This window comes from Neptunomonas japonica JAMM 1380 (assembly GCF_016592555.1).
In the GTDB taxonomy this organism is placed as follows: Bacteria; Pseudomonadota; Gammaproteobacteria; order Pseudomonadales; family Balneatricaceae; genus Neptunomonas; species Neptunomonas japonica_A.
Map to the genome: position 1 here is coordinate 934,179 of NZ_AP014546.1, position 23,837 is coordinate 958,015.

The 23,837-nt window shown below is 41.9% G+C and carries 23 protein-coding genes; 17 read left to right on the top strand and 6 right to left on the bottom strand.

Annotated features, from left to right (window positions below):
• Positions 1–77 precede the first annotated feature (77 nt).
• Positions 78–2,894, top strand: coding sequence for an XrtA/PEP-CTERM system TPR-repeat protein PrsT (gene prsT / locus NEJAP_RS04230; protein WP_201349449.1), 2,817 nt, complete (start codon positions 78–80; stop codon positions 2,892–2,894).
• A gap of 314 nt (positions 2,895–3,208) precedes the next feature.
• Positions 3,209–4,702, top strand: a complete 1,494-nt coding sequence (locus NEJAP_RS04235; protein ID WP_201349450.1) for a TIGR03013 family XrtA/PEP-CTERM system glycosyltransferase — start codon at positions 3,209–3,211, stop codon at positions 4,700–4,702.
• 63 nt (positions 4,703–4,765) lie between these two features.
• Here NEJAP_RS04235 and prsR read toward each other — a convergent pair whose 3' ends face one another.
• Complete coding sequence (prsR, locus tag NEJAP_RS04240) at positions 4,766–6,130, bottom strand: PEP-CTERM-box response regulator transcription factor (protein WP_201349451.1); 1,365 nt, start codon at positions 6,128–6,130, stop codon at positions 4,766–4,768.
• A complete protein-coding gene (gene prsK / locus NEJAP_RS04245; RefSeq protein WP_201349452.1) occupies positions 6,131–8,239 on the bottom strand; it encodes an XrtA/PEP-CTERM system histidine kinase PrsK in 2,109 nt (702 codons plus the stop codon).
• 507 nt (positions 8,240–8,746) lie between these two features.
• Between prsK and NEJAP_RS04250 the strand changes: the two genes are divergently transcribed.
• From NEJAP_RS04250 to NEJAP_RS04265, 4 genes are read left to right on the top strand one after another with little or no spacing between them, the layout of a single operon-like run.
• Positions 8,747–9,514: a hypothetical protein gene (locus NEJAP_RS04250; RefSeq protein WP_201349453.1), complete on the top strand. Its 768-nt coding sequence runs from the start codon at positions 8,747–8,749 to the stop codon at positions 9,512–9,514.
• A 26-nt stretch (positions 9,515–9,540) separates the two neighbouring features.
• Positions 9,541–9,828, top strand: coding sequence for a hypothetical protein (locus NEJAP_RS04255; protein ID WP_201349454.1), 288 nt, complete (start codon positions 9,541–9,543; stop codon positions 9,826–9,828).
• Positions 9,825–10,730, top strand: a complete 906-nt coding sequence (locus NEJAP_RS04260) for an HprK-related kinase A (protein WP_201349455.1) — start codon at positions 9,825–9,827, stop codon at positions 10,728–10,730. Before NEJAP_RS04255 ends, NEJAP_RS04260 begins: the two co-directional genes overlap by 4 nt.
• Positions 10,727–11,818: a nucleotidyltransferase family protein gene (locus NEJAP_RS04265; protein WP_201349456.1), complete on the top strand. Its 1,092-nt coding sequence runs from the start codon at positions 10,727–10,729 to the stop codon at positions 11,816–11,818. The genes NEJAP_RS04260 and NEJAP_RS04265 overlap by 4 nt, the downstream gene beginning before the upstream one ends.
• Before the next feature lie 148 nt (positions 11,819–11,966).
• Here the strand turns inward: NEJAP_RS04265 and NEJAP_RS04270 are convergent, their stop codons facing one another.
• Together NEJAP_RS04270 and NEJAP_RS04275 are read right to left on the bottom strand one after the other, a co-directional pair.
• The gene (locus NEJAP_RS04270; RefSeq protein WP_201349457.1) at positions 11,967–12,590 is read right to left on the bottom strand and encodes a GAF domain-containing protein; all 624 of its coding nucleotides are present in this window, start codon (positions 12,588–12,590) and stop codon (positions 11,967–11,969) included.
• A 20-nt stretch (positions 12,591–12,610) separates the two neighbouring features.
• On the bottom strand, positions 12,611–13,453 hold the full coding sequence (locus NEJAP_RS04275; protein ID WP_201349458.1) for an ExeA family protein: 843 nt from the start codon (positions 13,451–13,453) through the stop codon (positions 12,611–12,613).
• Between the two features lie 282 nt (positions 13,454–13,735).
• Here NEJAP_RS04275 and NEJAP_RS04280 point away from each other — a divergent pair, with 282 nt between their 5' ends.
• The 6 genes from NEJAP_RS04280 to NEJAP_RS04305 all read left to right on the top strand — a co-directional run bounded on the left by NEJAP_RS04280 (position 13,736) and on the right by NEJAP_RS04305 (position 19,328).
• Entirely contained in the window at positions 13,736–15,067 is a 1,332-nt protein-coding gene (locus NEJAP_RS04280; protein ID WP_201349459.1) for an ExeA family protein, read from the top strand.
• A 27-nt stretch (positions 15,068–15,094) separates the two neighbouring features.
• Complete coding sequence (locus NEJAP_RS04285; RefSeq protein ID WP_201349460.1) at positions 15,095–16,000, top strand: D-alanyl-D-alanine carboxypeptidase family protein; 906 nt, start codon at positions 15,095–15,097, stop codon at positions 15,998–16,000.
• Positions 16,001–16,441: 441 nt separating this feature from the next.
• Positions 16,442–17,020, top strand: coding sequence for an anthranilate synthase component II (locus NEJAP_RS04290; protein WP_201349461.1), 579 nt, complete (start codon positions 16,442–16,444; stop codon positions 17,018–17,020).
• Between the two features lie 40 nt (positions 17,021–17,060).
• Positions 17,061–18,083 carry an anthranilate phosphoribosyltransferase gene (trpD, locus tag NEJAP_RS04295; RefSeq protein WP_201349462.1) on the top strand — a complete coding sequence of 341 codons (1,023 nt, stop codon included), beginning with the start codon at positions 17,061–17,063 and terminating at the stop codon, positions 18,081–18,083.
• Between the two features lie 4 nt (positions 18,084–18,087).
• Positions 18,088–18,900: an indole-3-glycerol phosphate synthase TrpC gene (gene trpC, locus NEJAP_RS04300; RefSeq protein ID WP_201349463.1), complete on the top strand. Its 813-nt coding sequence runs from the start codon at positions 18,088–18,090 to the stop codon at positions 18,898–18,900.
• A 17-nt stretch (positions 18,901–18,917) separates the two neighbouring features.
• The gene (locus NEJAP_RS04305; RefSeq protein WP_201350461.1) at positions 18,918–19,328 is read left to right on the top strand and encodes an OsmC family protein; all 411 of its coding nucleotides are present in this window, start codon (positions 18,918–18,920) and stop codon (positions 19,326–19,328) included.
• Positions 19,329–19,360: 32 nt separating this feature from the next.
• On the opposite strand, the gene NEJAP_RS04310 is transcribed toward NEJAP_RS04305, so the two are convergent.
• Positions 19,361–19,648: a DUF4124 domain-containing protein gene (locus NEJAP_RS04310; protein ID WP_201349464.1), complete on the bottom strand. Its 288-nt coding sequence runs from the start codon at positions 19,646–19,648 to the stop codon at positions 19,361–19,363.
• Positions 19,649–19,872: 224 nt separating this feature from the next.
• Between NEJAP_RS04310 and rpsF the strand changes: the two genes are divergently transcribed.
• The 4 genes from rpsF (at position 19,873) to dnaB (ending at position 22,621) form a co-directional block, all read left to right on the top strand.
• On the top strand, positions 19,873–20,298 hold the full coding sequence (gene rpsF / locus NEJAP_RS04315) for a 30S ribosomal protein S6 (RefSeq protein ID WP_028469697.1): 426 nt from the start codon (positions 19,873–19,875) through the stop codon (positions 20,296–20,298).
• A 23-nt stretch (positions 20,299–20,321) separates the two neighbouring features.
• Positions 20,322–20,549: a 30S ribosomal protein S18 gene (rpsR, locus tag NEJAP_RS04320; RefSeq protein WP_028469698.1), complete on the top strand. Its 228-nt coding sequence runs from the start codon at positions 20,322–20,324 to the stop codon at positions 20,547–20,549.
• A gap of 154 nt (positions 20,550–20,703) precedes the next feature.
• A complete protein-coding gene (rplI, locus tag NEJAP_RS04325; protein ID WP_028469699.1) occupies positions 20,704–21,153 on the top strand; it encodes a 50S ribosomal protein L9 in 450 nt (149 codons plus the stop codon).
• 82 nt (positions 21,154–21,235) lie between these two features.
• The gene (gene dnaB, locus NEJAP_RS04330; protein ID WP_201349465.1) at positions 21,236–22,621 is read left to right on the top strand and encodes a replicative DNA helicase; all 1,386 of its coding nucleotides are present in this window, start codon (positions 21,236–21,238) and stop codon (positions 22,619–22,621) included.
• Positions 22,622–22,721: 100 nt separating this feature from the next.
• On the opposite strand, the gene NEJAP_RS04335 is transcribed toward dnaB, so the two are convergent.
• The gene (locus NEJAP_RS04335; RefSeq protein ID WP_201349466.1) at positions 22,722–23,153 is read right to left on the bottom strand and encodes an acyl-CoA thioesterase; all 432 of its coding nucleotides are present in this window, start codon (positions 23,151–23,153) and stop codon (positions 22,722–22,724) included.
• 53 nt (positions 23,154–23,206) lie between these two features.
• Here NEJAP_RS04335 and NEJAP_RS04340 point away from each other — a divergent pair, with 53 nt between their 5' ends.
• Positions 23,207–23,833 (top strand): class I SAM-dependent methyltransferase, encoded by a 627-nt coding sequence (locus NEJAP_RS04340; protein ID WP_201349467.1) that lies wholly within the window; start codon positions 23,207–23,209, stop codon positions 23,831–23,833.
• Positions 23,834–23,837 lie beyond the last annotated feature (4 nt).

Here is a 23,837-nt window from a genome sequence, read left to right on the forward strand (position 1 = left end):
TGCATGCGTGGTATAAAAACACATAACGTGTGTCAATAGTCAGTACATTGTAGTGATTTAGGAGATGGATTTTGAAGATGATGGACAATAAGCCGGTTTTCCAGTTCAAGCGCAAAGCAATCGTTTCGTTGTTTTTATGTGGGTTTCTTACCTTGCCGGTTTCTCATGTTGTAGCAAGTGTTGAGCCTGAGTATATGCAGGATGTAAACGAGTATTTACAACAAGGCAAGGCACGTAGTGCCGTTATTACTTTGAAAAACGTTCTTCAAGATAACCCAAGTGATGCGAATGCTAGATTTGCTTTAGGTAATATTTATTTAAGTTTAGGTAATTTACCTGCTGCCGAGAAAGAGATTAGTGATGCGTATCTTTTGGAGCCTGAAAATCCTGAAATAAGCATAGCTCTTGCGAAAGTCCTTCTTCAGTATCGAAAATTTGAAAAATTACAAAATGTTTTATCTGTAAAAGATGGATGGTCTTCTGCTTTTATTGCTGAGGCTTTTGCATTAGAAGCGCAAGTGAAAATATTCCATGGGGAAGCAGGCGAAGCAGATAGGTTGTTGCTTGAGGCTGCTGAGCTTGACCCTAACAATACGACAGTGTTGTTTGCCAAAGCTCAGCTACAGGCTAGCCTTTCTAAACCAGATTTAGCAAAAAAAGATTTAGAGCAATTGTTTAATATGGATCCGGATCATGTTCAGGGTCTGGTTTTGCAAGGCAACCTGCTTTTTCTTGAAAAAAAATACCCTGCCGCTATAAAGTCTTTTGAAAAGATTATTGAAATACAGCCTCAGATTGGAATAGCTAATTTGCTTTTGGCAAAAGCTTTAATGGCCAATGAACAGTTTGATCTAGCAAGCCAGCAGTTGAAAATGGTTTTATCAACGGCTGTAAATCACCCTGAAGCAAATGCATTACAAGCAAAAATAGACTTTTTTAATAAGAACTATCAGGCCGCGACTGAGCATGCAGAAGCTAGCTTGCAGCAAATAGAAGGTGATCCTGAAATTCTATATATTGCGGCGGCATCATATTATTCGCTAAATAGGTATGAAGCGGCATTAAGCCAGATAAACAAAGTCTTGGCAGGTAACCCCACTCACGTAGACTCATTAAAGTTAAAAGCCGCTATTTCTCTTAAGCTAGATCTTGTTGATGATGCCGCAAAAAGTTTGTCTGGGATTAAAGGTGACGCTTTCAAAGAAAGTGACAGTCAGTTGCTTACTTCTACCGGTCTGGCATTACTGAAAACTAACAAGAATGAGCTTGGTAAACGTTTACTAAAACTGGCGGCAGGCTTAAATAGTGACGACCCTAGAGTTTATTTAGGGCAGGCTTCTATAGCCTCTCAAGAGGGGGATCGTGAGGCTGTAATTTCAGAGCTATTAATTGCGCTAGATAAAGCCCCTGATGCGTTGCAAACAGAAACAGCACTTATCTTGACTTATTTGCAAAATAATCAAGCAGATTTCGCGCTTAAACATGCTAAAAATTTGGTCGTAAAACATCCTGAAAACCCTAATGGCGCTACTTTTGAAGGGTTGAGCTACGTCATGATGAAAGATTATGACAAAGCAGAAAAATCTTTCTTAAATGCTTTAGTGGTTGAACCAGGTAACCCTAACGCTAGTCATAACCTCGCGTCTCTTTTGTTGCGTAAAGGTGCTAGTGATAGTGAAATAAGTAAAGTGCATGAGAATGTTATTCAATATCACCCGGAAAACTTAGGCTCTTTGATCGAGTTGGCTATCTTGGATCAAAAGTCAGGAGATGTAGAGCAAGCTACTCGTAGGCTTGAGCTGGCTATTGGAAGTCATCCTGATGCTTTAAGGCCACGAATGGTGTTGTCTGAGTTTTATTTAAAGAGTAAACAGCCCTTGAAAGCGATGGCTGTTATTGATGATGCACTTGTCTTAAGGCAGGACAGTTCGGATTTATATATATTGTCAGGCAATGCAAGGCTAAGAGCGGGGCAGCAAGAAAAAGCTATTGAGCATTATAAAAAAGCTATTCAAATCTCACCAGAAAAGACGCCACCATACTTTGCATTGGCTCAATTATATACAAACCTAAATCAGTTTGATCTTGCTCTTGATGCAGTTGATAAAGTGCTTAGGCTTGAGCCTGACCACTTTGGCGCGCTGTTGATTAAAGGTCGATCAGCTCTCAAAAAAGGTGATGTTAGTGAGGCGCAATCGATATCTAAGCATTTGTATAAGGTTGCTCCAGAAAGTTCGTACTTAAAAGAGTTTGAAGCGCAAATAGCTTTTTCTGACAAGCAGTTTGATAAAGCAGCCTTATTATATAAAGAGACGCTTTTGACCCGAGAAAGCAGTCAAGTAAATGTGCAGCTCGCTTCTTCGTTATGGCAGCAGAATAAGCGTTCTGAAGCTATATCTACACTTGCGGGTTGGTTGGATCGATTTCCCAAGGATGTACTAAATACTAATGTATTAGCTAGTTATTATTTGGCAGATAAGCAAGTTGATGGGGCCATTGAACAATTCACAAATTTATTGGTACTGACACCGAATAACGCTGTTGCTAATAACAATTTGTCTTGGTTGCTAATGCAGCGTGGTGAGTTAACTAAGGCTGAAGGTTACGCAGAGAAAGCATTAGAGTTGATACCGGATAACCCTAAAATTATAGATACACTTGGTACTATATTGTTTAAAAAAGGAGAGTTTGATAAAGCAAAAACTTTATTTCTAAATGCTTTGGCTCTCGATTCCAGTAATTTAGATATTCAGTTGCATTTGGCGCAAACGCTTTTGGAGACTGGTGAGGCGGTTAAAGCTAAGAATTTACTCACAAAAATTCTTAGCGAGGAATATTCTGGCGTTGCCTTTGTAGGGCGGGGGGTTGCTCGTAAGTTGCTAAGTGGCTTGTAAGTTCCCTATGGGGAATGTAAGGAAATATCGTAATTAAAGGTGTGTGCATAGAAATAGTGTCTATAATTTCTATGCTCGTGCTAAAACGGCAGTCTAGAGTATCTGATAAAAGTTTTTTTATAATCAGTGTAAAAATAGGTGTGCCAAGAGAGTGTGGTTGATGACTTGTTAGTTTTCAATGCGGCCTAGGTGAGAGAGTTTGTAGTGAAGAATTAGCTAGTCTGAATTAGAGTCTTCTGACTAATAGCGCTAGTTTTCTTTTGATTAAAATACATGCGATGCACAGTGTAATTGTTATAAATTAGGAAAGTTTCATGGATAAAGTAAATGCTCGTTATGATAGATCTGATTCGTTATCTGGTAAAAAAGAGTCAAGAGCGTCGGCCAAACGAGTGAAGCTGCATTTTTGCCATGGGAAGTTCAGAGTATTTGGACACTATGTGCATGCTCAGTTTTTGTTGCTTGCGCTGCTTGAGTTTGTTTTATTAGGGGTGGGGAGTTATTTAGTCCATATTTCTTTTGCTGATAGCAGTGTTGGCCAAACGCTGACAGGGTTAGCTGCCAGCGTTCTATTGCCAGCCGTTTTGTTATCGCTAAGTCTGTCAGCAATGGGCTTGTATGATACTCGCCAAAGGCAGTGTTTAGTTGGTGTGCTGTCGCGTATTGTAGTAGCTATTGTGTTTGGTATTACACTGACCATCATAATTAACTACTTTTTCCCATATACTTACGGCGGCTATGCGGTTTTGCCTGTGACAGCTTTGGTGTCACTTGCTGGGTTGATGCTGGTTAGAGCGCTTTTCTATAGCTTTGTAGATGGGAAGCTTTTACGACGTCGTGTTCTTGTATTGGGCACAGGTGATAGAGCCTCTTATATTGATAAGTTACGCCGTAAGGCGGATATGAGGGGGGTGAATTTATTGGGCTTTATTCAGCTTAATCCAGCTGATGAAAGCGTGGTATCAAAAGAAAGAATTGTTTCTCCCGGTGATTGTATTCGAAATTACGCAGTATCTAATGATATTGATGAAATTGTCATCGCATTAGACGATCGACGTGTGAAATTTCCTGTTAAAGAGCTTTTAGATTGCAGGATGAGCGGCATAGATGTAATTGACATGCTGGACTTTTTTGAGCGCGAAAGGGGGTTGATTCAATTAGACTTGTTGCAGCCTGGGTGGCTTATATTTGCTAAAGGCTTTTCTCCTGATATGTTTCGTGCATTTAAAAAGCGTACAGTTGATGTGATGGTTAGTTTGGGGTTGTTAGTGGTGTTCTCTCCATTTATGTTGTTGACTGCACTGGCTATTTATATTGAAAGCCTCGGCTCAGGTGATATTCTTTATAGGCAGAAACGGGTGGGTCGAAATGGTCGCCCATTTGATGTGATTAAATTCAGAAGCATGAGAACAGATGCTGAAGCTGATGGTAAAGCTCGTTGGGCTACGGAAAATGATACTAGGGTTACCGTAGTCGGTAATTTTATTCGTAAATATAGACTTGATGAGTTACCGCAGTTATGGAATGTATTGTCTGGTGACATGAGTCTAGTAGGTCCAAGGCCTGAAAGACCTGAGTTTGTGACAAGGTTAAATCATTTGAACTCCTTGTATGAAGAACGACATAGATTAAGTCCTGGCGTTACAGGGTGGGCTCAGCTTTGCTATCCCTATGGAGCTTCGGATGAGGACTCAATTCAGAAGCTTGAATATGACCTGTATTACGTTAAAAACCACAGTATTTTTCTGGATATGTATATATTGATTCAGACTGTAGAAGTGGTTTTGTTTAAGAAGGGCTCTCGTTAATATTTAGTGCTTATCGACAAGGAAGGGGGAGGTGCTTTCCTTGTCGAAGGCAGAGTAATTCAACTATTCCGTTTTGGGGTGTAGGTTGTACTTATCTAGCATGCTGTAAAGAGTAGGGCGTGTAATTCCAAGTGCTTTTGCGGTATCTGAAATGCTAAAGTCAGCATGGTGTAGCGCTCTTTTGATTGCTTTCTTTTCTGCTTCATCTCTTATTTGCTTTAGATTGAGCGGGGCGTAATCCGCGTCTTCTGAACAGAGCTCCAAGTCTTCTGTTGTGATGTATGCACCATCCGCCATTATTACGGCTCTTTTAATTTTGCTTTCAATTTCTCGTACATTTCCAGGCCAGTTGTAAGATTCAATTGCTGCTATTGCCTCTGAATCAAAATTTCTAATGGTCTTTCCATATTCTTTGTTTAGTCTTGTTAAAAAGGACTTCGCGAGTAAAAGGGCATCACCCTCTCTGTCTTTTAGCGAAGGTATTTGGACCGTTATTTCGCTTATTCTGTAGTATAAGTCTTCTCGGAAGCGCCCTTCTTTTATATGTGTTGTTAAGTCTTGATGTGTTGCGCATACAATACGTACGTCAATTGGGATTTCTACCCTGCCACCAACTCTTTCAATAATGCGCTCTTGAAAAAAGCGTAGAAGCTTTGCTTGCAACTCAAAAGGAAGGTCGCCTATCTCGTCAAGAAACAGTGTTCCTCCGTTAGCTAGTTCGATTTTTCCTATTGTTTGTTTTGTGGCGCCAGTAAAGGCACCTTTTTCATGACCAAAAAGCTCGCTTTCAAGTAAGCTGTCAGGGATGGCTGCACAGTTGATAGCAACTATTTTTTCATTAGCGCGAGGGCTTAGTTTATGGATGGCCTGAGCAAATAGCTCTTTACCGGTTCCGCTCGCGCCTAAAAGTAATGTAGTGATGTCAGATGGAGCAACTTTTTCAATTGTTCTGCATGCTTTGAGCATCGGGGCGCTTGCTGCAATAATGCCATCTAACGGCATGCTGTGATGACTTTGTTGTAGTTGTTTGTTTTCAACTTCTAGCTGATAAACTTTATATGCTCTTTCTACAATAAGAGTTAATATTTCAGGGTCAGCGGGTTTTTGATAAAAGTCATAAGCACCTAGCGCTATTGCTTTTACCGCGTTAGTGCGATCGTTATCACCTGTGACTACAATGACTTTGCATTCAGGAGTTAACGATAATATTTCTTTCAATGTGGCGAAGCCTTCTGTAACTCCGCCAGGATCAGGAGGGAGTCCTAAATCAAGGAGGACTACACCAGGTTGAAGGCGTCTTAGCTGTGTAATGGCGTCAGCTCTTGTGCCGCAGATGGCGACTTCAAAGCCATCAAAGCACCAGCGTAACTGGCTTTGCAAACCTTCATCATCCTCAACGATAAGCAGGTTCTTTTTAGATCCATTCATTTAATAGTTCCTTATTTGCGCATCTTGTATATTAGGATGGGGTTTGTTGTGTAATGGTAGTGTGATGTGGAATGTTGTTCCGCTACCGGGTGAGCTTGTTACTTGGATGTCACCGCCAAGAGAGCGAACTACTTCCCTGCTTTCAAAGGCGCCGACGCCCATTCCTGTTAAGCCTTTGGTTGAGTCAAAAGCTTTGAATAATCTGTGTTGAATAAAGCTTTCATCCATACCGCAGCCACTATCTTTGATTTCAATAATAGCACTAGAAAGAGAGCTGCATAAATTGATCTCTATACTTCCATGCTCTTCAGTTGCTTCTAAAGCGTTTTGGATGATGTGGTTAAAGACATTAGATAATTGCTCATTATCAGCAAAAACAAAAGCTTGTAGCTCTGTGTCAATAAGTGTTGGCGTAGGTTGGCGAGTGTTAAAGCGCTGAATGACCGCTTTCAGTAATTGCTTGATATCAATGGATACGGGAGTGGCGCCGCGCATTCCATTGCGCATTTGTTCCATTAAGCGGGTCATTCTTGTTACCGAATTGCGAACGGTTAGAATGACATCATCTACAAACTCGGGTTTATGTTTATGTTTTTCTGCATTGGATACAATGAGCGATTGTTGAGCTAGGATATTTTTTAGGTCATGAACAATATAGGCAGACAGGCGATTAAATGCTTCAAACTGTTGGGCTTGTATGAGTGCTTGGCTTGCTTGATATTGGGCTAAAAGACTGGCTGCTTGTTTGCCAGCAATTTTTAGTAGGTCTCTATCTTCCCAATTGATATTCTTTTGAATATCAGAGTGCTTTACGAGTACAAAACCATAAACTTCTGCGTTAAAGAGTAAAGGGACCATTAGCCATGCATTTGGTATTTCTAATAAGCTTGTTGGAAGGTTTAGATCGTCGTATATCCCGGGAGTCAGTTTGTATTCATCAAAATCAATTACCCATTCAGTGCGTTCAAAAAACTGGCTAATTTCGAGTAAGTGAGAGGAGCTTATTGCTGGGGCTGCCATATCCCAATTGGTAAGCAAGTGATAAGTTGAGTGTTCGTTTCTTCCCCAGATAACACCGCCTTTGCTTTGTACTAATGAGCCAATAGCTGAGCAAATTCGTTCAGGAGTTTCGAGTTCGTGTTCGGAAAGTTGGTGAGTGAATTTTTGCCACTCCTCTCTATAGTCATATTTATAGCTAAAGAAATGCTTACTGAGGATGACGCGGACGCTAGAGCGGATTTTATCTGAAAATAGCAATATAAAAAGAAGCAGCCCCGCTCCGAAAAGAAAGGTTATTTGTAATACTGATCCCCATGTGCCGCCATAGTATCTAATGAAATAACCAGCTCCTGACATGAGGACAAGGTAAAAGCCAGCCCCTGTTAATGTAGCGGTGTGGAAGACCACTTGACGCGACACTTGTAAATTAAGTGACCAGTTAGGGTTTCTTGTCAGGGATATCATGATCAGAGGCATTGCGATGCCATTGATTACACCACGAGCATCCCAAAGCTGTTGATCTAAGTGTTTAAAGAGTAGAGCGTCTGCATATATAAAAAAATCGTAGGCGAAAATACTTCCTAGCCCTAAGCAGAGGTGTTTAAGAAACCAGTGTTGCTCTTTGGATGAATTCCTATAAAGCTGCTCTATCAGCAAAAGCCCCGTAATAGAGAATACCATCCAGGCTATTAGTGGGATGTCATGTTTCAGATTTTCAGGCGGTTCGCCTAGGATTGAACTGCTCATGAGCAAAATCATGCAGCTAAGAATAAATACTATGCTTATTAGGAGTAACGGGGAGTTGATTAACCTAGTAGCAATAGATGAGCTAATGTTGGTCGAACTCTTATTCGGTGAGATTATTTTTAGTAAGAAAAAGCACCAGGCAACATCACGTAAGATCTCTGTTATCTGTATAGCTTGGAGAGGTACTTCTGGCGAGAAGTAAGAAAACGCTATCAACGCAGCCCAGGTAAAAGTTGCTATGGTTGCTGCTTTTATAGGTAAGCCTGATTTGTCGGCTTTTGATGATGAGATTAATACAATGCCGAGTATTAAATAGCTAGCGCAAGCAAATAAGTAACTATAAAAGCCGACATTGTCGAGCATCGTTGTTTGTCTCTCTTTGGTTGGTTAATTAGGCTGAGGTATTTGTATATTGTGCCACTCGGCTTTAGGGTAAACTGTTTTTGATAAATAGCTGGTTATCTACGTGCATCGATTGCTTATTCTTAATGGATTTAATTGTAGCATGTGGTTTGAAAAATTTTATTAATCTTATATAAATCAGACATGTTTAAGATTATGTGCATAGAACAAGTGCTAAACTAATAGGTATTTAATGAGGGATGTCGTTTGATGGCTAAAGTAGCCTTGTGATATTCCTATTTGTATAAGCTAAGTGTTTCAAACGATGTCATACTAATGACCTGAGTTGACGTCAGTATTTTTTACAGCGCAGTGTTTGATGTTGCCACCATATGCTTGATAATAGTGAAAAATACTTATGAATCATGCTTTAGGGGTTTAGGGCATGTTTTTTGCAGAACGTATATGTATATATGAATGCATTTTTAGAAATGCATCACTTAACAGATTAACAGTAGGGCTACTCAGATGAAGGATAAAATGGATCGTCCGAAAAATGACGAATTGCTTACAGAACAAAAGGTAAGCACTGGTCACGAATCATCGGGTGTTGATTCATCACGCCGACGTATTTTTGGTGCTGGTGTTGCTGCTCCAATTATTTTGAGCATGTCTAGTCGTACAGCGTGGGGTGGTGCTTTGTGTGCACCATCTGCGTTTAATTCGGCAACATTTGCTTCTCACCACCCAGGTGATCCTGCATGTAGCGCTTTGGCTGGAGCTCGCCCGTCTACTTGGGCTGCATCTCCAGGCGCTTGGCCGGCAGCCTATGTGGCAGACTCTAGTATTGGTGCGCCAACTTCCGATTCCGAGCAACAAACAGCATGTCAAGTTCAAGCGACAACTGCAGGGTATGCTTACGCAGGGTACTATGTAGATGCTAGTAGCACGGTATACTGTCGTGGACCGCAGACGCAGAGCTTTAATGCTATTTTTTCAGTGAACACGCTTCCTCCTGAAACATCATTGTTAGAAGTGTTGCTTACAAAACCGAACTCTAGCATTGAGTCTCATGCTGTAGCGGCTTTGTTGAATGCTGCTTCTGGGAAAATAACACTAGGTCTTGTTAGTGGCGGAACGTCCGTTGTTGAGAGAAAAGTTATTGATATCTTCAGAGCTCTGATGAATGGAAGTGGTTATACGCTTCCAGAAACAGGGCAGGTAGTGTTTTGGGATACAGACCCAAATGGCGTCGGTCTTACTATGCAAGGGTATTTCGATACATATGCAGAGTAATAGGCACTAGTAAGGGGTGAGTGTCTATGGTTATCTATAACTCTGCTATAGACTTATCCACTGCCTTGATTGCTGAGTTTGGTGATATGTCTGTTGTGCATGAGCAGGAAAATGATGGTTTGCATATGTTAAGTGCTTCCATCGTTTCTCTATTAAAGAGGATTTCTGTAGCAGGTGAGCAAGAGGCTGACATATTACAGTTAATTCAAGAAACTACTTTTTGTGTTTCTGCACAAGAAAATATGGCTATGGATAGCAGTAAAGAGTATTTAATGTTGCTGATCAGCCAGGGAATTATTAAAAAAATCCAATGATAGTGTCTGATTTTTCAGTGGATGAATGTGCCGATCAGCTAGCTTGTGACGGTTTGAGATTGAATGTAGGGCCTTTTTGGTGTCATATTCGATCCTCTCTCCCATTGGTGGCTTCTCATATTTATCAGTTGTACCCCGATGCGATAATTGATCAAGATAGAGCGTTCGTTGATTTTCCTATACAGATTTCGAGAAAATCAGGTATGCGTGGCTGGGTTAAACCCTTGGTTGAGTTTACGTTTAATGGGAATGTGCCTTTTACCCCCTTGTCTTTGAATCAATCCCCGGCATTAACAGAGTGGGGGATTAACTGGTGTGTGTCAGCACACGCTCATCAGTACTTGATTTTGCACGCTGCAGCAGTAGAAAAAAATAATAAGGCCATTATTATGCCAGCGCCTTCGGGTTCTGGTAAAAGTACTTTATGTACTGCTCTTGTTGCTCGTGGTTGGCGTTTATTGTCTGATGAGCTGACAATGATTTCTATTAAGAACTCAATGCTTCAGCCATTACCAAAGCCCATGAGCCTTAAAAATGAATCTATACAAGTAATTCAAGAGTTCTGGCCAGAATCAGTATTTGGTCATGTCTGTACTGATACGCTAAAAGGTTCTGTGGCTCATGTAAAGCCACCCACTGAGAGCGTCAAGCGCTCATCTGAGGAGGCGAAGGCGGCCATTGTGCTTTTCCCTCAATATCAAGCAGACGCTGTATTGCAGCTGAAAAGCAAAGAAAAGGCTTATGCTTATATGTCTTTGGTTGAGAATGCATTTAATTATCACTTGCTCGGGTCTCATGCTTTTCATGCATTGTCTAGCTTAGTGCAGCAATCTGATGCTTATGAGCTTACCTACAGTGATTTAAATGATGCGATCTCTCAATTAGAGTTGTTGGTTTCATGACTGCTAATAAATTTAAAGTGCTATGCGGCTTGCTTACAGGAGACTGTGCAGCTAAAGATGTTTCTTTGGCTCAGTGGAATTTGGTAGTTCAGCAAGGGCGTAGCACGCATGTTTTGAGCATGCTGTACTACCGACTTAAACAGAGGGAGCAATTGCTTGATGTTCCTAAGGTGGTTATGTGGCACCTTGAAGCAGCCTCAATAGTCTCAGAAAAATATCTACGTGATACGCGCTCTGAAATTAAACGCTTCCTTCCGGTTTTTGCCTCTTTAGGGGTGAAGTTTACTTTGCTGAAAGGGGCTGCCTACGTTATTTCCGATAAGCCTTGTGCTAAAGGAAGGACGTTTTCTGATATTGATCTTTTAGTCCCAAAGGAGAATATTGATAGATTAGAAGCAGCGCTTCAATGGCATGGCTGGGCGAGTTCTAATCAAAGCGCCTATGATCAGCGTTATTATCGGGACTGGATGCATGAAATTCCTCCTTTAGTGCATATTAAGCGGCATACAGTTATTGATATTCATCATACTATTTTGCCTTTGACTGCCTCTCTTAAGCCGGTAGCTAGTAATCTTTTTGCAGGCCTGCAAGAAGTTGAAGATGGTGTTTGGACATTGTCTGACATTGATATGTTATTGCATAGTGCTACACACTTGTTCATGGATACTGAGTTTGATCATGCGTTTAGAGATCTATTGGATTTTGATGGGTTAATAAGAGATGTTTTGACGCGGGAGTTTGACTGGCAGGCCCTTTTGGTTAGGGCCCGAGAAATGGATCTTATACAGCCTTTATATTACGCCCTAAGATATAGTCGTCGTATGTTTAATACCCCTATTCCGTTAGATATAGTTACTTCCTGTGAGCAGGAGTGGGCGCCTATGCTCACCGCAGGTTTTATGGACGTATTGTTTAATCGCGTTATTATGCCACCACACAATAGTGCGCGACTGGCCGGTACAGCTTTGGCGCGTAAACTTCTTTTTATCCGCGGGCATTATCTGAGAATGCCATTTGGGCTTCTAATCAGGCACCTTTTTCATAAGGCTTTTATTTCACCTAATGAAAAAGAATCCTCGGCAGCTTAAACTCTATTAAGGCTGTATCAGTGGCTCTAATCTTGCTCGTTTTTATTCTCTAATTGCTCATTTAGCAGTGTGATTATTTCTGATACTGCAACAATAATATGGTCTGATTCAATCCCGGCATGGCAAAGCTCGTGATAAAAACCCTTGGCTAGAATTTTGGCAACTTTTTCTGGACTCTGAGTAAAATCACCGATAGATTTTTTTGTGCATTTTGCTCTCGTTCTAAAGCGGCAATCGCAAATTTTGACCTGAGAATGTATTGTAAATGGAGTGTTTGAATGGATTTGGCAACAAACATTCCTAGAATGGTTGCTAGTTCAAGATCAGATTCTGCGAAAGTTCGACCATCAGATGGTTTGCTAATGTTTATGACACCTATAACGACTTTATCGGTCCAAATTGGCAAGGATATGAATCCTCCCTCTTGGCGGGCTGATGCAGAAAACTGACTGTTTTTAATATCTGGGACCAGCAAAGGCTTGCCGGAACGAGCAACATATTCAGAGATACCTGATGCAGATGCTGGTTTAGTATAAGCGCTATCAGGTAGAGAACCGGAATGAGCGTGTAAACGAAGAGGGAATGACTCGTCGACATGCTGGTCTTTGAGTAGCATGATTGAGCAGTTTTCTGTTTTGAGGGTTTTTGCCAGAAGCGTTGCTAATTCGCTTAGTGAGGCATCAATGTTTTCATGATTATGTAAGAAGTGGGATAGACTTAAAACGCTGTCAATAAAGTCAGTACTAGCTTCTACTTCTGTGGGTTCTGTCATGATGAAATCCTTTTTATTATTTATGCTTCAGTAAGACTTTTACTTATTGGAAGAAGCTGCTCTTGGATGAGTTCGTGAATAATAATGTGTAAGTCTTGTATTTCGAAGTAGCTTCGCTTTGTTAGCCAGCCGTGTAAAAAAAGCCTGCTGCATATAAGATTTATTATTCGTGGTATACCGTTACTGAACCGATAGATATAGTAAAATATTTTGCTATCAAATTCGGGATTTTCCTGCCAGTTGCAGTGTGTAAGACGATATAGAATATACTCTTTAGTATCTACTTCGTTTAGAGGGCGCATATGGTATGAAGCGGTAACGCGCTGTCGTAACTGTGTTTGGCTTGGGGATGAGACGGTAGAGCGAAGCTTTTCTTGTCCGACAAGAAAGATTTGTAATAACGGTTTGTTTGTTGTTTGAAGAGTAGTGAGAAGTCTTAACTCTTCAAGCGCTTTTTCTGAGAGGTTCTGGGCTTCGTCTATAATTAGTAAAGTATGTTTGCCTTTTTTCTGCTGTTCTAAAAAGTAGCGATGAAGAGAATGTAATAGTTTGGCGCTGTTGCCTTCTTCAGGAAAAAGACCAAAGTTCAGGCAAATTAAGCACAGTAGGTCTTCAGCTATAAGTTGTGATGATGTGATTTGGATGAACGTAATTGTCTCTGGCAAGTGTTCGATGAGATCGCAAATTAGAGTGGATTTCCCCGTGCCAGGTTGTCCGGTTATCAGAACAAAACCTTCTTGGCGATGTAGGGCGTAACTCATTGATGCTTTCGCTTTCTGGAATCCAGGGTGTAAAAAGCACAGGCTTGCATCCGGGGTCAGACGAAAGGGGTCTGCGGTTAAGCCATAATGTTCTTCGTACATCTGATCTCCAGAACGGGTAACTATAAAAACATGAAGCTATATTTAAATCAGAATGAATTGATTTTTATTTGGAAGTTAGATTTTAAATGAATAATTTAGAATATAAAGCCTTGTTAAGTGTCTGTGAATCTTCTTAATGCTATGCTAAAGATTACTCGTTCATGCTCAGCGGCTCAAGTCCGATTCGTGGTTTACAGCTGGATGCTATTTCAGGGACGGAGTAAATGAATTATATGTGGCGATATATCGCTAATGATGTTTTCAGGTTATGGAATAATACTGATGTATGAAGCTTATTATCACCTTGCAGAAGAGCCATTTCGCTTAAGTTCAGATTTTCGTTTCTGTTATGGGCATAAGAGCTTTGCTCGTGCTCGTGCCTATATGCAATACGCTTTTGAGCGTGCCGAAGGCTTTGTCATGATTACTGGACAGCCTGGCACCGGAAAGACAACACTGGTTAATGATTTGGTTCATAGTCTTGAATCTACTAGTAGTGTAAAAGTGGCTATGTTGGTTTCCACTCAGATGGAGGCTAATGATCTTCTGCGCATGGTTGCATACTCTTTTGGCATTAAAGAAGAGATAAGTAATAAAGCGGTTCTGTTGCAGCGTATGTCAGAAATGCTTATTAGTAACCATAAGAATGGTGGTCGTGCATTATTGATTATTGATGAAGCACAAGGGCTTTCTATATCGGCACTTGAAGAGTTGAGGCTACTCACCAATATTCAATTGAATAGTGTTCCGTTAATACAGATTTTTTTACTAGGCCAAGAGGCGTTGCAGGACCTTATTCATGGTCCCGAAATGGAACAAGTGCATCAGCGACTTGTAGCCACCTGCTTCCTAAAGCCTTTATTGGAAAGTGAAACGAAAGAATACGTTAAGCATCGTCTTGAGATCGTTGGTTGGAAAAATGATCCCGCGATAAGTGAAGCTGTTTTCCCTATTATTTTTAAGTACAGCCAAGGAATTCCTAGAAGAATTAACTTGATTTGTAGTCGTTTGTTTTTATACGGCAGCTTAGAGGAATTAAATGAGATTGGCGTTAAAGCATCTGAGTTGGTGATTTCAGAGCTTCGCAATGAGCATTTATTGCCGGCGGGAATTCCACCAGGAAATGAATTTGACGTTGATGACGTGTATGACGTTACTGTGTCAGCTTTAGAGCCAGAGCCAGAGCCAGAGCCAGAGCCAGAGCCAGAGCCAGAACCAGCGCCAGCGCCAGAACCTTGCACTGTTGAGGAGCCAGTAGTTATTGCTGAAAGTGAATCAGCTGGGGTTGGACGAAATGATGAAAGCCATGCTGCTACCGATTTCTTGCAAGAAAGTGCTCAGCTTTTTGATAGGGCGGTTGAAAGGCCAGTGACTCATGTTTCTGCTTCCCAAGATTCGAGTGGGCGATTTGGGCTGTTAGTAGCCTCTGTTGCTCTTATCGCCATTATTGCGGTTGCGACATTGTATTTTATCAAGCCTGCTGTGTTCACTCAGGCTAAAAGTTGGGTTGAGCGATCTTTGGGGCAAGAAAGTGCTGTCATAAAGAATACTGATGTCAGTTCGAACAGTCTTGTGAAAGTTGGCTGTTCTGAAAATCCCAAAAAGCTTGCTTGAAGCTGTTGTTCATAAAAGATAAAAAACATGTGTATTATAAAAAATAGCCGTAATACTTTGATGGTGGCTTTTTTGTGCACTTTTTTTGGTTTTGCTCTCAATGTGCAGGCAGGTGTGCCTTACATAGTTGTTGAGGCGAAGTCGGGAACAGTTATTAAGCAGTCAGATGCTGATGTGCCTTGGTACCCTGCGTCGCTGACTAAAATGATGACGTTATATCTCACATTCCAGAGTTTGAAAAAACAGAAATTGTCACTGGGTAGCGCGTTGAGTGTTTCGGGGAGGGCGCAACAGCAACCGCCAATGAAGCTGGGGGTGCTAAAAGGGGAAAAAATTACTGTAAGAAAAGCCATTAAGGCCTTGGCTACAGTTTCGTCTAATGATGTGGCTGTGGTTTTGGCGGAAGCGATAAGTGGTACTGAAAAGAAATTTGCCATCAAAATGAGTCAAGAAGCCCGAAAGTTAGGTATGCGAGACTCGGTGTTTAAAAATGCCACAGGGCTTCCTAATGCAGGGCAGGTGAGTAGTGCTCGCGACCTAGCAATCCTAGCGCGAAGATTGTTATTGGATTTTCCAGAGTATTATCACTTTTTTTCTAATCGCACACTTAAATATCGGGGTGAGTCATTTGTCTCGCATAACGGCTTTTTAAATTCTTACCCTGGTGCCGATGGTTTTAAAACGGGCTATACATGCGGCTCTGGATACAACTTAGTAGCATCTGCGTTGAAAGGTGATAATCGATTAATAGTGGTTTTGCTAGGTGCGCAAAGTACTAAGCAAAGGCGAAAGAAGGTAAAAGAGTTAATGGATCAAGGTTTTAAAGTTAACCCTGATGCGCCAGGGTTGACTCTATTAGCTTTGCGTGGAAGTGTATCGGTTCGTTTAGGTGCGCCAGCTGTTTTAAAGGGGGCGCACTGTCAGTCTTTGTAAAAGTGAAAGGCTAATTTTTAGCTCTTTGTCTAGTATGTTAAATTCTTCGCTGTAACACCGTCACGGCTAAGCTCAACTGTTGAGCAATCGAATAATCCAGCAAATCGTACACTGTTCTACTATTGGGAAAAGATGCTATTAGTATGGTTTGTGCGCAAACTAATGCTTTAGCGAAGTTGTATGAATTTAAGAGAGATGAGTGCGTAAAGATGGGGAGTAGGCGTTAAATTAAACTAATAAGAGTATTATTTTTTCGATATTTAGAGAGGTGTAAGAATAAACCGTACTGATATTACCGTGTGGTATATTTGGTTTTTTAGCGTCTATTCCTATTGTAGTGGTTTAGGCATCGGTGGGTGCACTTACTCAAGCTAAATGTGTTAAAGTTTATTTTTCAGACCTTGTAATAGCATTGAGTCTGTGTGGGAAGTCGGACTATATATGCTGTTGATGATTGATAATTTTGATTCGTTCACCTTTAATATTGTGCAATACCTAGGTGAGCTCGGTGCTGATGTTCAAGTGTATCGTAATAATGAGATTAGCTTGGAGCAAATTGAGGCGCTTAGCCCTAGTCATCTGGTTATTTCTCCAGGGCCTTGTTCTCCCAATGAAGCAGGTATTTCGTTAGCTGCTATTAAGTATTTTGCGGGCAAAATTCCTATATTAGGTATCTGTTTAGGGCATCAAAGTATTGGGCAAGTTTTTGGTGGTAAGATTGTGCGGGCAAAAGAGGTGATGCATGGGAAAAACTCGCCTATATATCATCATTTTTTCGGCGTCTTTAAGGGCTTAAATCGCCCGCTTAATGTTACGCGTTATCATTCGCTGGTGGTTGAAAAAAACTCATTACCGGATTGCCTTGAGGTGACCGCTTGGACAGAGAGCTCTGAGGGTGAAATTGATGAAATTATGGGCTTACGGCATCGAGAGTATGATATTGAAGGTGTGCAATTTCATCCGGAAGCTATTTTGACTGAGCAGGGGCACTCTCTGCTAGCTAACTTTTTACGTCGGTAACAATAAACACGCCGTTAATAATAAGAGAAAGGAGCTATTGATGGATATTAAGCAGGCGTTGGCGGTCGTTGTGGAGCGTCGTGACCTTTCTATCGACGAGATGGAAGCTGTAATGCATCAAATAATGTCTGGGCAAGCAACAGATGCTCAGATAGGAGGGTTGTTAATCGCTTTGCGTATGAAGGGCGAAACAGTTGATGAGATTACTGCTGCGGCAAGTGTTATGCGCTCTTTGGCGATACCTGTTTCTATAAAAGCTACCCATGCAGTGGACATTGTAGGGACCGGAGGAGACAGTGCTAACCTATTTAATGTTTCTTCTGCTTGTGGGTTCGTTGTAGCAGCAGCGGGCGGGCATGTTGCTAAGCATGGTAACCGTTCGGTTTCATCAAGTTCGGGTTCGGCTGACTTACTAGAAGCTGCGGGCGTTAATTTATCACTCACTCCTGAACAGATAGCACGCTGTATTGATGAAGTGGGTGTTGGTTTTATGTTTGCTCCTCAGCACCATAGTGCAATGAAATATGCGATAGGCCCACGAAAAGATATGGCGCTTCGCACGTTGTTTAATGTTTTAGGACCGTTGACCAACCCTGCTGGCGTCAAGCACTATTTGTTAGGTGTTTTTGACAAGGCATTATGCCGTCCTATGGTTGAGGCGTTGAAGGCATTAGGTGCAACTCATGCACTGGTAGTGCATGCAGCTGAAGGGCTTGATGAGATCAGTCTCGCGGGTGAAACTCACGTTGCTGAGTTAAAACAAGGTGAAGTAACTGAATACACCTTGGTACCAGAAGATGTCGGGTTGCATAGGCAGTCGTTAGAAGGTTTGCAGGTAGGCAGTTCGGCCGAAAGTTTAGCGCTAATTCAAGCTGCATTTGCAGGCATTAATGAAAAAGCTATTGATATGATCGCGCTTAATTCTGGCGCTGCTTTATATGCGGCTGATAGGGCAGCTACTCTGAAAGAGGGAGTGGCTTTGGCTAAAGAGGCGATGCTTAACGGCTCGGCTGCTAACAAACTGGCTCAACTGGTAGAGTTTGGCCAAGGATTTAAAGAGTAAAAAAATGTCTGATACTCCCACTATTTTAAAGAAAATTTTACAGCGTAAATTTGAAGAAATTGAAGAACGAAGCGCAACAGTTTCTTTGGGTGACATAGAAAAACAAATCAAAAATCAGTTAAATGATGAAGATATGAAGCCTAGAGGCTTCACTAATGTGATGGCTCACTCCATTGCGGGTGGCATCTCTGCAGTTATTGCTGAAATTAAAAAGGCTAGCCCTTCTAAAGGATTGCTAAGAGACCCTTTTATACCGGCGGATATCGCTCAATCTTATCAGCGAGGCGGTGCGAGTTGTCTTTCAGTACTCACTGATGCGGACTTCTTTCAAGGGCATGAAACTTATCTTAAAGAAGCGCGTGCGGCATGTTCGTTGCCAGTGATTCGTAAAGACTTTATTGTAGACCCGTACCAAGTCTTTGAAGCGCGAGCTATTGGCGCAGATTGTATTCTTCTCATCGTATCAGCGCTTGAAGATGCGCAGATGCAGGAATTAAATCGTATTGCTCATAAGTTGGGTATGGATGTGCTGGTGGAAGTGCATGGCGGTGATGAGCTGGAAAGAGCGCTGCGACTAGATAACAGGATGCTAGGTATCAATAATCGTAACCTGCATACTTTTGAAGTCACGCTAGACAATACATTTGATTTATTGCGAGAGATTCCGGACAACCGTATCGTAGTGACCGAAAGCGGAATACTGACACGTGCAGATGTAAAAGCAATGCGAGATCAGAAGGTGTTCAGCTTTTTAGTAGGTGAAACCTTTATGCGTGCGGATGACCCGGGCGAAAAATTAAAAGAGCTTTTTAGTTAAGGAGCAGAGTAGTGACGATGAATGCAACAGTTAAGTGGGATGGTGATGTGCGCTTTCAAGGAACCACCGGGTCTGGTTATGACATTACCTTGGATGGAGAGTTAAAAGCGGGTCCGCGCCCAATGGAACTGATGCTGCTAGGGCTCGGCGGTTGCACTAGTTATGATGTTGTTGGTATTTTGAAAAAAACAAGACAAGATGTTGTTGACTGTGTTGCAGAAATTTCTGCACAAAGAGCGGATGCTGTCCCCGCCGTTTTTACTAAAATTCACGTTAAGTTTATTGTTAGTGGTCGTGGTTTAAAAGAAAAGCAGGTGGCTCGAGCCGTTAAGTTATCTGCGGAACAATATTGCTCTGCTTCTTTGATGCTTGAGCGTGGCGGTGTGGAAATTACACATAGTCACGAAATTGTAGAGGTAGGTGAGTAAAACGAAAGCAGCGTTAATACCTATTGACGCTGTTATTTTTTCTTTGAGCCTTTATCGTTAGAATTTTGCATATCTTCTTTGCTTGATGCTGTACCGTTAAGTAGTTCTCCTTGTCGAGGTGGTAAGTCTTCAGCGACTTTACGAGCGGGAGCAAGGTTTCTGTATTCTTCTCTAGTGGCATGTGGTCCACAAGGTAAACCACTAAATACTTTCCTGCCTTCTGAGCTTTTACACTTATATACAAAATCCGCACTAACAGCAGAAGATAATGTTAACAATATTAGCGTTAACAGCAGCGGTTGCGGTTTCATACAAGCCATGTTTCACTCCGAAAGTGTTGGGGTTCCAGTCCCTTTATCAAATTAAATATAGCACACACATTTTAATGAGTGTCTTGATTTTGCGTGTATTGCAAATATAGCTCTAAATACGTATAATTTCGCGCTCTCTTTGAGAGAATACTATTAACCTCCTTGTTTTTGGCACTGTTTAAATTTTTAAATAGCTTAGTTTGTCCAAAGACTTCAAACCGTAAGGAGCTACAATGCGTCATTACGAAATCGTATTCATGGTTCATCCGAACCAGAGCGAACAAGTTCCAGCAATGGTCGAGCGTTACACCGGTGTTATCGAAGGTGCTGACGGTAAAATCCATCGTATGGAAGACTGGGGCCGTCGTCAATTGGCTTACCCAATCAACAATGCTCACAAAGCACATTACATTCTGATGAACATCGAGTGCAACCAGGAAACTCTGGATGAACTAGAAAACATGTTCCGTTATAACGATGCTGTTTTGCGTAACATGATGATCCGTCGCAAAGAAGCGGTCACAGAAGTATCTCCAATCAAAGCATCTGAAGCACGTGAAGAGCGTAAGCCTCGTCGTACTGAAGAGCCGCGCCAGGAAGAAAAACCTGCTGCTGCCCCTGTTGCTGAAGCGCCTGCTGTTGAAGCGGCTGCTGAATAATTTAACAATTAGGAGATATCAAGATGGCTCGTTTTTTTCGTCGTCGCAAATTTTGCCGTTTTACCGCTGAAGGTGTTACTGAGATCGATTATAAAGATCTTGAAGTACTAAAAGGCTACGTAAGCGAAACTGGTAAAATCGTACCAAGCCGTATTACAGGTACTAAAGCTCGTTACCAGCGTCAGCTGGCTACTGCTATCAAGCGTGCTCGTTTCCTAGCATTATTGCCTTACTCTGATAGCCATCAGTAAGTCATAGTTATTTGTTTTTGTCTTATCGACATTAATAGATAGCGCTTAGGTGATTGCGGGGTTGGTAAGTAACTTTCTTGAGAATAGAAAGTAATGAATCAGCTGAGATTTAGTACTGCAGTAAGTAAGCTGCAGAACAAATGAGGTTTACGAGATGGAAGTTATCCTGCTCGAGAAAATTGGTAAGCTGGGTGCATTAGGCGATAAAGTGTCTGTGAAATCTGGTTTCGGACGTAACTACCTGTTTCCACAAGGTAAAGCAGTCCCTGCAACAGCTGTTAATGTTGCAAAATTCGAAGAACGTCGTGCTGAACTAGAAGCAACTGCTGCTGAGAAGCTAAACGCTGCTAACGTTCGCGCTGAAGCGTTGTCTGGTCTTACTGTTACTATCGCGTCTAAAGCGGGTGACGAAGGTAAATTGTTCGGTTCTATCGGTACTCGCGATATTGCTGAAGCAATTACTGCAGCTGGCCAGGCTGTTGATAAGAGCGAAGTTCGTTTGCCAGAAGGTGCTTTGCGCCACACGGGTGAATTCGAAGTTGTTCTACATTTGCACGCTGAAGTAAATGCGACTGCAATCGTGAGTGTTGTTGGCGCGAACTAATTCGCAAAAAAACATTCAAGTAATGAAAAGCACTGCGTAGAATATACGTGGTGCTTTTTTATTTTCAGGGGTATGGTTTTCGATGGATTTTGCCGAGCTGCATGATGAAGAGGTTGCGAACGTTAAGGTTTCTCCTCACTCAATAGAGGCTGAGCAATCTGTGCTCGGTGGTCTAATGCTTGATAACAATGCTTGGGATACTGCATCTGAAGTGGTGACTGAAGAGCATTTCTATCGTCATGATCATCGCCTAATATTTCGGGTAATGCAGAAACTGGTGAATAACCAGCAGCCTGTCGATGTAGTGACTCTGTCAGAAGAGCTGGATCGCATAGCGGAGCTTGATAAAGCAGGTGGTCTTGATTATCTCGTTAAGCTAGCTCGAAATACACCCAGTGCCTCAAACATCCGCGCTTATGCTGAGATAGTGCGTGACCGCGCATTACTGCGCCAGATGATCAGTGTAGCGCATGAAATAGCAGAAAATGCTTTTAGCCCTGAAGGTCGGGGCTCCGAAGAGATTTTAAACGACGCTGAACAACGCATTTTTGAGATTGCTGAGAACCGTCCAAACCAAGGTGGTCCAGAACCCGTCAACCCGTTGTTAAAACGTGCTGTTGATCGCATAGATTTTTTGTTTAACAACAGTGATCAAATAACAGGGGTTACCACAGGTTTTGATGACCTTGATGATCGTACCGCAGGTATGCAACCGTCGGATTTGATTATTGTTGCGGCGCGTCCTTCCATGGGTAAAACTACCTTTGCCATGAACCTTGTCGAAAACGCACTGATGGCTGAGGAAAAGCCTGTGTTAGTTTTTAGTCTAGAGATGCCTGCCGATCAACTGCTTTCTCGTATGCTATCTTCTGTTGGTAGAATAGATCAGACCAAGGTTCGCTCTGGTCAGCTAGATGAAGAAGACTGGCCGAAGCTGACTACCGCCGTTAATATGTTAAGGGATAAGCCATTATTTATTGATGACACCTCAGGCATTAGCCCAAATGAGATGCGTACAAGGGCACGGCGTATTGTGCGTGAGCATGGTGATCTAGGCATGATTATGGTCGATTACCTTCAGTTGATGCAGATTAAAACAGGAAAAGCCAACAGTCGTACTGAAGAGATATCAGAAATTTCTCGCTCTTTAAAAGCTTTGGCTAAAGAGATGCAGTGTCCAGTGATCGCGCTCTCTCAGCTTAACCGTAGTTTGGAGAACAGACCCAATAAGCGTCCGGTTAACTCTGACTTGCGTGAATCTGGAGCGATAGAGCAGGATGCCGATGTCATCATGTTTATTTATCGTGATGAAGTGTATAACGAGGACTCAGTAGATAAGGGCATCGCTGAAATCATTATTGGTAAGCAACGTAATGGGCCGATAGGCTCTTTGAAGCTGGCATTTATTGGTAAATATACACGTTTTGAAAATCTGGCTAAAGGAAGTTACGCCGACTTCGACGAGTAGTAAGTTGTTGCCTAGTAGGTAAAGCGCTTGCGTGTTGTTGCAGTTGAATAATGTTAATTAGGGCAATGTTGTCACTATTGCCCTAATGTCATCTTCTTAGTTATGCGTCTTTTTCCATGCTGGCTTTGAAGCCTTCTGGTACAGGTATTACTTTACGTTCTTCATAATCAAAAAATACAATGCCAGTTTTGGCGTGGGCAATTTCTGCCGCGGTTTTCTTGTTGGATAACACGTAATAGATATCACATCCGTACTTGTTAAAATCTCCCACCGTAACATCAAGCTGTATCATATCTCCATGAAAGCCCTCAGCTCGATAGACTATCGCCGAGTCGGTCATAATGATGCCTGCGCCTTCAACATCTAACTCAGTGTAGTGGTAATAGTTGAGAAAACGAATTCTGGCTTCGTGAATCATAGAGAGCACAGCATCATTTCCTAAGTGGCCACCATAATTGATATCACTTATTCTGACCGGAAGCTCAGTTGTAAATGTATAATGATCCGGCATGTCAATTTTAATTCGCGCCATATAGGTTCCTTTTAAATTACAGCAATTTCTAACATCTTAGCAGAGCGGGCGAGATGATAAACCTCTATCGAAAGCATATTTTTCCATACCTTCTAGATAAGGTGTCTAGAAAGTTAAATACAGACAGGCAGCGGATTTTACCGTTTCTGACGGGTGATGTGCTTGAGTTAGGAGTAGGAACAGGCGTTAACTTCTCGTTTTATTCTCCAAATATTAATTCATTGATTGCTGTAGAGCCTGATGCAGCGTTATTGCAACGAGCGGCTAAACAAAAAGCGGTATTGGAAGTTGTGCAGGCGGATAAATTTTACCTTGTGCAGGGGGATGGGCATGAGCTGCCATTGGCTTCTAACAGTTTAGATACAGTACTTTGCTGCTTGGTATTGTGTTCTATTCCGGATCCACTGCGTGCATTGTCAGAAATATATCGAGTCTTAAAACCTGGTGGTCATCTAGTTTTATTTGAGCATGTTAAAAGTGAGCATAGAGTGACGCATGCTTTTCAGCAGGTTTTGAACCCTGTTTGGCGTCCATTGGCGTGTGGCTGCTGTTTGCAAAGAGATACCTTGCAGCTGATTAAGCAGGCTGGTTTTTTAACGGATGATCTGCTGATATATCGCCATAATGACCTTCCAGCACTTGTCGGTACCATGCTGGAAGGTGTAGCTACTAAACCCTAAGGCT